This is a genomic window from Natronospirillum sp., from assembly GCF_022565775.1.
In the GTDB taxonomy this organism is placed as follows: domain Bacteria; phylum Pseudomonadota; class Gammaproteobacteria; order Pseudomonadales; family Natronospirillaceae; genus Natronospirillum.
The window spans coordinates 1-10,739 of record NZ_JAIUMC010000103.1 but is presented as its reverse complement, the minus strand read 5'-3'; the positions used below and the strand labels follow the sequence as shown (position 1 = coordinate 10,739).

Genomic DNA, 10,739 nt, shown 5'->3' with positions numbered 1-10,739 from the left:
TGCCGGCGACTGTCAGGCAGTCGCCGTGCAGTTGACCAGCCACGAGCAGCATCTGCATCAGGGGCTGGATACCACCGATCGCGACCAGCTCCGACATCATGTAGTGGCCGCTGGGGCGCAGGTCGGCCAGCACCGGTACGCGCTGACCGATTCTGGCAAAGTCTTCCAGCTCCAGCTCAACCCCGGCAGTGTGCGCCATGCCCAGCAGGTGCAGCACGGCATTGGTGGACCCGCCCAATGCGATGACCACCGTGATGGCATTTTCGAACGCCTTGCGCGTCATGATGTCGCTGGGCTTGATGTCACGCTCCAGCAGGTTCATCACCGCCTGGCCGGCAGCCTGGCAGTCTTCGATCTTGCTGTTGTCGACCGCATTCTGGGCTGAACTGCCGGGCAGGCTCATGCCCAGGGCTTCGATGGCTGACGCCATGGTATTGGCGGTGTACATGCCACCACAGGAACCGGGGCCGGGAATGGCTTTCTCTTCCACTTCTTTCAGTTGAATGAGATCGATATCACCCTTGGCATGCTGACCCACGGCTTCGAATACGGACACGATATCCGTATGGTCCTTGCCCGGCTTGATGGTGCCGCCATAGACAAACACGGAGGGTCGATCGAGCCTTGCCAGACCCATCAGACAGCCGGGCATGTTCTTGTCACAGCCACCAATAGCCACGATGCCGTCAAACCCTTCCGCTCCAGCGACGGTTTCGATGGAGTCGGCAATCACCTCGCGCGATACCAGAGAATAACGCATACCCACGGTGCCCATGGAAATGCCATCGGACACGGTAATGGTGTTGAAGATGACTCCTTTGCCGCCGGCAGCGTCAGCGCCACGGCTGGCTTCTTCTGCCAGACCATTGATATGCATGTTGCAGGGCGTCAGGTTGCTCCAGGTGGAGGCAATACCGATCTGCGGCTTCTTGAAATCAGCATCGGTGAAACCGACGGCGCGCAGCATGGCACGGCCTGGTGCCTTGCCGGCGCCATCAACCACGGGGGAAGAATATTTGCGGCGGGAATCCTGTGTCATTAACGAGCCTCTTGCAGTGTGCGGCAGCGCGCGGTTCGCACTGCTCTGTTTTATCCGGGTTGCAGTATCAACTGCGCAGGTTACCGAGTTTATCGACTGAGCCCGCTGTCGTATAGAGTGCACCGGAATGTCTCGGCGGGGCTTGATGCTGCACCAGACTATGGCACGCAATCCGTCTGTCGATGCACGGTGTTGCCCAATAATTACACAATCGAAAAAACCTTCGGTATAAACGGTGTTATTGGCCTTGTCATTCGCGACAAAACACCCCAACATAATCGCGTCCAAGGACAAACAATAAAAGCGAGAAGAACTATGATGAAGAAAGCGCTGATTGGTGTAACTATTGCTGCGGCCTCTGTGCTGGGGACTGCCCAGGCAGATGACGTCAAAGTCGGGTTTCTGGGCGGCTTTACGGGCGCCATTGAAAGCCTTGTCCCGCCGATTTATGACGGGGCTCAACTGGCAGTACAGCATGTGAATGACCAGGGCGGAATCCTGGGCGGACGCACGCTGGTAATGCCTTCTGGTGATACTGCCTGCGGTGACGCGGCCATTACCCAGAGTTCGGCAGACCGTCTGATCAATTCCGAAAACGTGACAGCGATTGTCGGTGCCCTGTGCTCCGGTGCAACGATTGCTGCGGCCAACAACGTGGCTGTGCCTGCAGGCGTGGTCATGGTGTCTCCGGCCTCCACGTCTCCGGCGCTTACCGACCTGGATGACAACGATCTGGTGTTCCGGACCGTTCCGTCTGACGCCTTCCAGGGCGAAGCCATGGGTAACCTGCTGATTTCAAAGGGTATCCAGGAAGTGGCTCTGGCCTACGTCAACAACGACTATGGTCGTGGTCTGGCCGATGCCTTTGAAGCGACCTTCGAAGCTCAGGGTGGCATGGTCACCGCACGCGCAGGTCATGAAGACAACCGTGCCGACTACCGTGCTGACCTGGCCAACCTGTCTGCCGGTGGTTCTGAAACCCTGGTCGTCATGGCCTATGCCGACGGCTCCGGTCAGACCATGCTGCGTCAGGCCTGGGAAGGCGGCTTCTTCACCCAGTTCGTGGGTGGTGACGGCATGGTCGGCTCCGGCCTGATCACTGCGGTGGGTGCAGATGCGATGGAAGGTACCATCTTCACGCGTCCGGGTACGCTGGATGTGCCAGGCACCGCGGTCTTTGAAGAACTGGCCGAAGGCACTGACGTCAATGCGGACGGCACCTTCGTGTCCCAGTCCTATGACGCGGCATTCCTGCTGGCTCTGGCCATCGAGTACAACGGCCATGACGGTCGTGAAGGCCTGAATGAGGCACTGCGTGCTGTGGCGACAGCTCCGGGTGAAACCATCCTGCCAGGTGAGTGGGAAAAGGCCCGCGAACTGATTGCTGCCGGTGAGCCCATAAACTATGTGGGTGCCTCGGGCGACCACGAGTTTGATGACGCTGGTGACGTGCCGGGCGCGGTTGAAGAAATGGTCGTTGAAAACGGCAGCATTGTCAGCCAGGGCTTCGTCGGCATGTAATGGCCACTGAGACATCAGGATACACCGGGTGTGTGTCCTGAATGCCTGCAACACCCCGTCAGTTTACTGGCGGGGTGTTTTTGTTTGAGAGTGTGACGCCCATTCACTTGCATTTCCCGACATTGCCGCCATAGTAACGGTTCATTCTTTCGGATGTTGACCCAGATCGCCCGATGAAATTTCAGATTGCCTCACCCAGCCATTACTTCACAGATCTGGATATGCCATGGGAGCGGCACCTTACCGAGTGGCCGGAAGAGTTTTTCGTCCCGGTGGCGAAGGGTATACATCGCAATGTGGTCGGGTTTATTTCCCGCGGCGAAAAGGTCTACGCCCTCAAGGAACTGGCACAGCCGATTGCCGAAAAAGAGTACCGACTGCTGCGTGAGCTCGAAGAACTGGGTCTGCCTGTTGTAGAGCCCATTGGCATTGTGACGGAGCGCGATCAAACGCTGAGTGGCCGGCATTACAAGGGTGAACACGACCTGAAGGGCAGGGCGCTGCTGGTCACCCGCTATCTCGATGGTGCGCTGCCCTACCGCGTGATTATTGAGCGCGGCACCAGCAAGCTGCAGCTGCAGCAGATGCTGGATGCGCTGGCCGAGCTTCTGGTGCGGCTGCACCTGTCCGGTTTCTACTGGGGCGACTGCTCTCTGTCCAATGCGCTGTTTCGTCGGGATGCCGGCCTATTGGCCGCCTATCTGGTGGATGCCGAGACCGGCGAACTGCTGCCCGAGCTGTCCGACAGCCGGCGTGACTATGATCTGGAGACCGCTTTCACCAATCTGGCGGGCGACCTGATGGATCTCGAGGCTTTGCTGGAAGGACTCCCGGGCGACCTTGACCCGGTTGAACTGGCAGAAGATCTGGTGGCCAGATACCGCAGCCTGTGGCATGAACTCAAATCCGATCAGGTGTTTTCAGCCGATGAGCAATATCTGGTGGAGCAGCGTTTGCAGCGCCTGAACAGTCTGGGCTTCGATGTTGACGAGATTCAACTGGAGTCGGTGGAAGGCGGCAGCCGTATCCGGATGCGCGCCAAGGTGGTTGAACCCTGGCACCACAAACGGATCATCCACGATCTGACCGGGCTGCGTGTCGAAGAGAATCAGGCGCGTCGTCTGCTCAACGATCTGAACCGCTATCGGGCCTACTGGGCCGGGCTGAATGGGCGCGACCTGCCTTCGGCCGTGGCTGCTTATCGCTGGGTCACTGAAGTCTTTCAGCCGACGATTGAATCCATTCCCGAGAACCTGCGCGTCGGTCTGGACGAGGCAGAGCTCTACCACGAGGTGCTGGAGCATCGCTGGTTCATGTCGGAAAAGGCTCAACAGGATATCGGCCTGCAGACCGCCGTGAATTCCTACGTCGAAGATGTACTGCAGCCGCGAGAGTCACGGTTGCAGAAAGAAGCCCGTTTTTTTCAGGAGAGTCGCTGACAGCCGTATGACCCACGCACTTGAAATCAAGGATCTGCGCAAGACCTACGAAGGGGGCTTCGAAGCCCTGAAGGGCATTGACCTCACCGTGGAGCGCGGTGACTTTTTCGCTCTGCTTGGCCCAAATGGCGCGGGCAAGTCCACCACCCTGGGCATCATTTCCGATCTGGTACGCAAGAGTTCCGGCACGGTCAGGGTCTGTGGCATCGACCAGAACAAGGAGCCGGAAGCGGTGAAGCGGATGCTGGGCGTCGTACCCCAGGAGTTCAACTTCAATACTTTCGAGCGCGTGCACGACATTCTGGTGCAACAGGCGGGTTACTACGGTATGGAGAAGACGCTGGCGCTGAAGAACATCGAGAAGTACCTGCGCCAGCTCGAGCTCTGGGACAAGCGGTTTGACCAGGTACGCATGCTGTCGGGCGGCATGAAGCGTCGCCTGATGATTGTACGCGGGCTGATCCACGAGCCTGAGCTGCTGATCCTGGATGAGCCGACGGCCGGCGTGGACATCGAGATCCGGCGCTCCATGTGGCGCTTTCTGGAGCGCATCAACAAGGCTGGTGTGACCATTATTCTTACCACTCACTACCTCGAAGAGGCAGAGAGTCTGTGCCGCAACATCGCCATTATCAATCATGGTGAAATCATCACCAACACGACCGTGAAGGACCTGCTGCGTCAGATGGACCGTTCCACCTTTGTTGCCGATATCCAGGGTGATGTGACCCCTTTGCTGGCGGAAACCGCCTTTGACATGCAACTGCGCGACGATGGCTCGCTGGCCTTCCAGGTGCGCCGCGGAGACAGTCTCAACCAGGTGTTCGAGTTGTTCAATCGGCACCGCGTCGAGGTGATCAGCATTCGGCCGCGCACCAATCGACTGGAGGAGCTGTTTGTCGATCTGGTGCAGGAGGATCAGCAGAAGCACGCTGACAAGGCGGCTGCAGTGGCATCGGCCGCTGCCGGGGGGGCCGCCTGATGTTGCAGTATCGTATTGCCTTCATGGCCATAGCCGGCAAGGAAATCCGCCGTTTTCTGCGCATCTGGCAGCAGACCCTGATTCCGCCCGTTATGACCATGGTGCTTTATTTCATTATCTTCGGGAACCTGATTGGCCGCCGTATCGGCGAGATGGGTGGCTTCGACTACATGGCCTTCATCGTGCCCGGGCTGATCATGATGTCGGTGATCACCAGTGCCTATGGCAATGTGAGTTCCAGCTTTTTCGGCAACAAGTTTCAGCGCAGCATCGAGGAGATACTGGTCGCTCCGGTGCCCAACTATGTCATGCTGGCCGGTTTCGTGGCGGGCGGCGTGGTCAGAGGCATCATGGTGGGGGTGCTGGTGACGGTGGTCTCGCTGGCATTTACCAGTTTCACCATCAGCCACGTGCCGGTGGTGGTTGCGGTTATTCTGCTCACGGCCATATTGTTTTCGGTGGGTGGTTTCATCAATGCCATGTATGCCACCAAGTTCGATGATGTGGCTCTGGTACCCACCTTTGTGCTGACGCCGCTGACTTATCTGGGCGGCGTCTTCTATTCGATCGAGCTGCTGCCGGCTTTCTGGCAGGGTGTCAGCCAGCTCAACCCGATACTGCACATGGTCAATGCCTTCCGTTTTGGTGTGTTGGGGGTGAGCGATGTCAATGTGGTGTTCGCCTTTGTCATGATCGGCGTGTTTCTGGTTGTTCTGGTGGCCTGGGCGCTCTGGTTGCTCGATCGGGGCAAGGGGTTGCGCAGCTGATGACAGATAAACCGCAAAGCCCTTTAGCCGGCAGCAAATTGGGCTACACTGTGGACTATCCGCAGCAGTATGACCCCTCGTTGCTGTTTCCGGTGGATCGACAGATCAACCGGAGCCAACTGCACATCAACGGCTGGAACTGGGCCGGGTTTGATCTCTGGTATGCCTATGAACTGTCCTGGCTCAATGCCAGGGGATTGCCGCAGGTGGCCCTGGGACGATTCCTGCTGCCGGCGGACTCACCCTGCATTATCGAATCCAAATCACTGAAGCTGTATCTCAATTCGTTCAATATGAGTCGTTTCGCTGATCGAGAGGAGGTGCAGTCGCGCCTTCAACAGGACCTCAGTGCTGTGGCACAGGCGCCTGTCCAGGTGGAACTGCTGGCCGTGGACACGGATCTGAGTCAACAACCGGGTACTCTGGCCGGGGCCCTGTGTCTGGACAGTCTGCCCGTAGAGATCGATACCTTTGCCGTGGCACCCGAACTGTTGCAGTTGCGCGACAGCGGCACAGAGAGTTCACTGCAGGTGAGGGAGGTCCTCTACAGCCATCTCCTGCGCTCCAATTGCCCGGTGACCGGTCAGCCGGACTGGGGCTCTTTAGTGATCGATTATGAGGGCCCGGCGCTGGATCATGAGGCCGTGCTGCGCTATCTGGTGTCTTTTCGCACCCACACCGAGTTTCACGAGCACTGTGTCGAGCGGATATTTACCGATATCCTGGCGCTGGGAGAGTTCAGGCGTCTGCTGGTGCGGGCTCACTATACGCGGCGGGGTGGGCTGGACATCAATCCCTGCCGCTCGCTGTCACCTGAGTTGCCGGATATGGGGCGCTGGACGCGACAGTAAATCAGGCTCTCAGAGCATCCGGTCCTTGATGTGTTTGTGCGCCTTGGCCAGTGCGGTGAGGATGCGTTCCTTGTCATAGCTGCGCAGGCGGTCGGTATCGAACTGCATGGAGAAGCCGGCCAGGTCTACATCGGTGAACAGTGACTGTTCACCCAGTTCGCGGCGCAGACCCTGTACCTCATAAACCGGCACCGGGCTGGCAAACCCCTTCGCCCTGACTTCACCCTTGTGCCGGCTGGATACCACCTGGCGCACGAGTTCGTGGGTGGTTTTGCTGATCAGAATTTCATTGGGGCCGGCGCTGGACTCAAGGCGGCTGGCGAGGTTCACTTCGCGGCCCATGATGGTATAGTCCAGCCGGCTCTCGGAGCCGAAATTGCCCACCGTACAGAAACCGGTGTTGATGCCCATGCGCATACTCAGTTCGGTTTCAATGCCCAGGTCCTTGCGCCAGCGGCGACGCAGCTCGGACAGTTTCCGCCGCATGGCCAGTGCCATGGTGACGCAGGCCAGAGCATCCTTGCGCGTACCGCGAGTATCCGGATCACCGAAAAATACCATCACACTGTCACCGATGAACTTGTCGATGGTGCCGCCGTGGTCCATCGCAATGCGCGCCATCTCTTCCAGATATTGATTGACGATAATGGTCAGTGTTTCCGGTTCCAGTTCGTCGGTGAGGCGGGTAAAGCCTTCCAGATCGGAGAAGAACACCACCAGTCGCTTGCGTGTGCTCTCCAGCCGCACATCCTTCTTGCCGGAAAAAATGATTTGCCAGACCTGGGGCGCGATATATTTGGACAGTTGTCTTGAGATTTCCTTGTACTCTTCCGACTGGGCATGCAGCTCGGTCTGTGTCTTGCGCAGGCTGCGGGCCAGCAGAATCATGTAGTGTGAACTGACCAGCACATAGAGCCCGGTCAGTCCGGCACCGACCAGCAGCATGGGCTCTGACGGCGTCTGCCCGACAAACTCGGGTACATAGTGATAGGTGGCCGCACCGCCGGCTATCAGGGCGAGGATAGCAGTGGAAAAGGCAGCCAGTTTGCCCGCGATGATGAAAGACGCACACGACAGAATGAGCAATAGCAGCGTCAGCAGCGGGTCCAGCCCCAGAACAACAATACAGGCACCGAATATCAGAGCATCAAAAAAGGTGATCAGTTGCCGTGTTGGCAGCGGAAACCGTTCCCTTGCCGGGCGGGTCAGCAATTGCAGCAGCAGCGGCCAGACCAGCAGGCCGACAGTGGCGGCGGTCCAGTAGAGGCTGTGGAATCCGGTCAGGGTGCCTGCCGTAAAGGTGGCGGCAAAGGTGATATAGGCCAGCATCCGGACGTTGAATTCCTGCGCGGCAGGCAGAAATACCTGAGTCAGAGCGCGGCTGTGTCGATCATCCTTTTTTTCCGGTGACGGTTTGCCTGCAGGTTTACCGGCAGAGGGCTCAGCCGAAGCCTGCGCTTTGCTCTCGGCCTCCAGCTTTGCGGGCTTGGCAGCGGGCGCCCGGCGGGCGGTGGTTGGCTTGTTCAGCGGAGTGGCCGTCATGATGGCTTGCCGTCGGAATCCCTGTTATTTTTGTGCAGGTCATTATTGCACACTACCCAAGAGATCAGAAATGGCTACAGCTGTTTTAGAGCAACTGCTGGCGCGCTCTTCAATGCCGCGACTGGCAGCCCCAGCACCTGATGATATGCAATTGGATCAGGTTCTGCGGGCAGGTTTGCTGGCCCCGGACCATGCGTACCTGCGGCCGACTCGCCTGCATGTAGTAACAGAAGACGGGCTGGTTCGACTGGGTGACCTCTTTGCCCGGGCGTTTCTGGATAGCGACCCTGACGCTACCGAGAAGGCTCTGGACAAAGCGCGAGGCAAGCCATTGCGTGCGCCCATGATCATAGTTGCCTGCTGCCACCCGTCGGAACACGACAAGGTGCCGGCTATTGAGCAGATCGCGTCTACTGCCGCCTGTGTGTCTCTGATGCAGACTGCTTTGGACAGCTTGGGTTACGGGAGCATGTGGCGCACCGGACCCATGGCCTATCACCCGCTGGTTCGTGAGCAGTTCGGCCTGACAGATCAGGACCATCTGCTGGCGTTTCTGTATGTCGGCACGGCGAAGGGCAAGCCTCGGGTGCGCGAGCAGAAACAACTCGACGACTATTGCCGCCGCTTCTGATCGGCCACCAGGCCGCTCAGTCGGGCAGAATCCGGAAACACTCGATGTTTTCCAGCCAGTCCAGCTCTTTCAGGGCCTGAGCGGCTTGTCGGTGAACGTCGGGCTCGGGTTCCTCCGGGTAGTACAGCTCCAGGCAGACCCGCTGGCGGCGATAGTGAATCTGCAGGCGCTGGTGGCCAAGCAAGGCGGGGTAGGGCGCCAGTGCGTCCAGAATTGCGGGCCTCAATGGTGCGATCTTGCGCTTGCCGATCGTCGCATCGTCTTCCGGGTCCACATGCAGGGTAATATCGGTGATTTCGGGAAATTTCTCGCGCAGGCGGCGCATGACCCAGTCACCAATCTGATGGCCCTCGGAGACCGAGATGAAGTTGCCCACCTGGATATGCACGTCAATCAGCACCGAATTGCCCATATGGCGTGATCTGAGTTCATGCACATTGTCGACGCCGGGCACGGCGCGTATTTCCTTTTTCATGCGCTGCTGAGTGTCTTCTGCCACCCCCCGGTCCGCCAGTTCTTGCAGGGCGTTCCAAGCCAGTGATATACCCATGTGGCCGATCAGCGCAGCCACTATCAATGCCGCCCAGGCTTCAACCCAGCCAAAGCCGAACCAGGTGGCCAGAACGCCGCCGAGCACCACCAGACTGGACAGCGCGTCGGTGCGGCTGTGCCAGGCATTGGCGTGCAGCAGAGAGGAATCAAGCTTCCTGGCCCAGTGCCGCCCGTAGTGATACAGAGCTTCCTTGGCCAGCAGTGACACCGCCGCGGCGGTGATGGCCCACAGACTTGGATTGGCTACCGGTTCATCTCCCAGCAACCGCGTCACATTATCCCAGATCAGACCGACGGAAACGCCGATCAGCACTGCGCCGATCAGCACCGTGCCCAGCGTTTCGAAACGGGCGTGTCCATAGGGGTGTTCCGTATCCGGCTCGGCGTGGGACACCTTGTTGATGACCAGTACGAAAAAATCGGTGACCAGGTCCGAGAAGCTGTGTATGCCATCGGCAATCAGCGCTGGAGAGCGCACCAACAGGCCAACCGTCAGCTTGATGACCGCCAGTAGAAAATCGACTCCGGTACTGACCCAGGTCACTCTTTGCATGGCGCGCTCGCGCGCTGCGTTATCCTGTCGATACTCTTCCGGGGTCATGGTGTGGTCTCGGTTTCGCCGGCCCGTACCCGGGCATACCAGGCGGAGGGGTTGGCAATGTCGCCATCGCTGTCGAGGGCCGGGTAGTCCAGGTGTCGTTCGCGACAGAATCGCGCCATTTTCGGATGACACCATTCGAATAGCGTGCGCCGGTAGGCGTCAGGAGAGAGGCGACAGCCGGTCTCATAAAGTCCGGCCTGTTCCCGCTGAGCCCTTGCTTCTGCCAGAATCAGTGCTGCCGCCACCGAGACATTGAAAGACTCGACCATACCATACATGGGGATCGTGATTTCCGCGCTGCAAGCTCTGCGGACGGCGTCACTGACGCCTTCCTTTTCTGCGCCCAGGACAATGGCGCAGGGTCGGGTGTAGTCGACCTGCCGGTAATCGATGGCATCGGGGGACAGGTGTGCTGCATAGAGCGCCATGCCCTGGCTCTGCAGCCAGGCTACGGCTGCTTCTGAATCAGGGTGCCGGTGTGGCTTCACCCAGCGTGCACTGCCGCCTGCACTGCGCTTCCAGACCCCGGACTTTTCGCCCTGCGGTACAATCCAGTTGAGTTCATTGATGCCGACGGCATCACAGGTGCGCAGAATGGCGGAAATGTTCTGTGACTTGTGTATGCCGTCAGCCAGCACGGTCAGGTCAGGCTGACGCTGATCCAATACCTGCCTTATTTTGTGAAATCTTTCCGGTGTCATATTTCGGCACAGCCCGCCTCGGACAAGTGGCGGCAAAGTATATACCACTCGGGGCTCGAGTGTCCCGAGTGGTTAATTCGTCACGGTTCTGAGCCACTGAGCGCTCTGAGAGC

At 58.8% G+C, this 10,739-nt stretch carries 10 protein-coding genes; 6 read left to right on the top strand and 4 right to left on the bottom strand.

The genetic code is table 11. The features are described 5' to 3' along the window. Window positions 1-1,039, bottom strand: a 1,039-nt coding sequence (locus LAT62_RS14400; protein WP_293385423.1) for a dihydroxy-acid dehydratase, incomplete at its 3' end; no start/stop codon positions are given. 318 nt (window positions 1,040-1,357) lie between these two features. Between LAT62_RS14400 and LAT62_RS14395 the strand changes: the two genes are divergently transcribed. The 5 genes from LAT62_RS14395 (at window position 1,358) to queF (ending at window position 6,599) form a co-directional block, all read left to right on the top strand. Next, window positions 1,358-2,560, top strand: a complete 1,203-nt coding sequence (locus tag LAT62_RS14395; protein WP_293385426.1) for an ABC transporter substrate-binding protein — start codon at window positions 1,358-1,360, stop codon at window positions 2,558-2,560. 173 nt (window positions 2,561-2,733) lie between these two features. Continuing rightward, on the top strand, window positions 2,734-3,999 hold the full coding sequence (locus tag LAT62_RS14390; protein WP_293385420.1) for a DUF4032 domain-containing protein: 1,266 nt from the start codon (window positions 2,734-2,736) through the stop codon (window positions 3,997-3,999). Between the two features lie 7 nt (window positions 4,000-4,006). Beyond that, window positions 4,007-4,981 (top strand): ABC transporter ATP-binding protein, encoded by a 975-nt coding sequence (locus LAT62_RS14385; protein ID WP_293385417.1) that lies wholly within the window; start codon window positions 4,007-4,009, stop codon window positions 4,979-4,981. Further along, window positions 4,981-5,748, top strand: coding sequence for an ABC transporter permease (locus tag LAT62_RS14380; protein ID WP_293385414.1), 768 nt, complete (start codon window positions 4,981-4,983; stop codon window positions 5,746-5,748). Before LAT62_RS14385 ends, LAT62_RS14380 begins: the two co-directional genes overlap by 1 nt. Beyond that, entirely contained in the window at window positions 5,748-6,599 is an 852-nt protein-coding gene (queF, locus tag LAT62_RS14375; protein ID WP_293385411.1) for an NADPH-dependent 7-cyano-7-deazaguanine reductase QueF, read from the top strand. Before LAT62_RS14380 ends, queF begins: the two co-directional genes overlap by 1 nt. A 9-nt stretch (window positions 6,600-6,608) precedes the next feature. Here the strand turns inward: queF and LAT62_RS14370 are convergent, their stop codons facing one another. After that, window positions 6,609-8,141: an adenylate/guanylate cyclase domain-containing protein gene (locus LAT62_RS14370; protein ID WP_293385408.1), complete on the bottom strand. Its 1,533-nt coding sequence runs from the start codon at window positions 8,139-8,141 to the stop codon at window positions 6,609-6,611. Between the two features lie 70 nt (window positions 8,142-8,211). Between LAT62_RS14370 and LAT62_RS14365 the strand changes: the two genes are divergently transcribed. Further along, window positions 8,212-8,772, top strand: coding sequence for a nitroreductase family protein (locus tag LAT62_RS14365; RefSeq protein WP_293385405.1), 561 nt, complete (start codon window positions 8,212-8,214; stop codon window positions 8,770-8,772). A 16-nt stretch (window positions 8,773-8,788) separates the two neighbouring features. Here the strand turns inward: LAT62_RS14365 and LAT62_RS14360 are convergent, their stop codons facing one another. Beyond that, the gene (locus LAT62_RS14360) at window positions 8,789-9,925 is read right to left on the bottom strand and encodes a cation diffusion facilitator family transporter (RefSeq protein ID WP_293385401.1); all 1,137 of its coding nucleotides are present in this window, start codon (window positions 9,923-9,925) and stop codon (window positions 8,789-8,791) included. Further along, complete coding sequence (gene trmH / locus LAT62_RS14355; RefSeq protein ID WP_293385398.1) at window positions 9,922-10,626, bottom strand: tRNA (guanosine(18)-2'-O)-methyltransferase TrmH; 705 nt, start codon at window positions 10,624-10,626, stop codon at window positions 9,922-9,924. The genes LAT62_RS14360 and trmH overlap by 4 nt, the downstream gene beginning before the upstream one ends. Window positions 10,627-10,739: the final 113 nt, after the last annotated feature.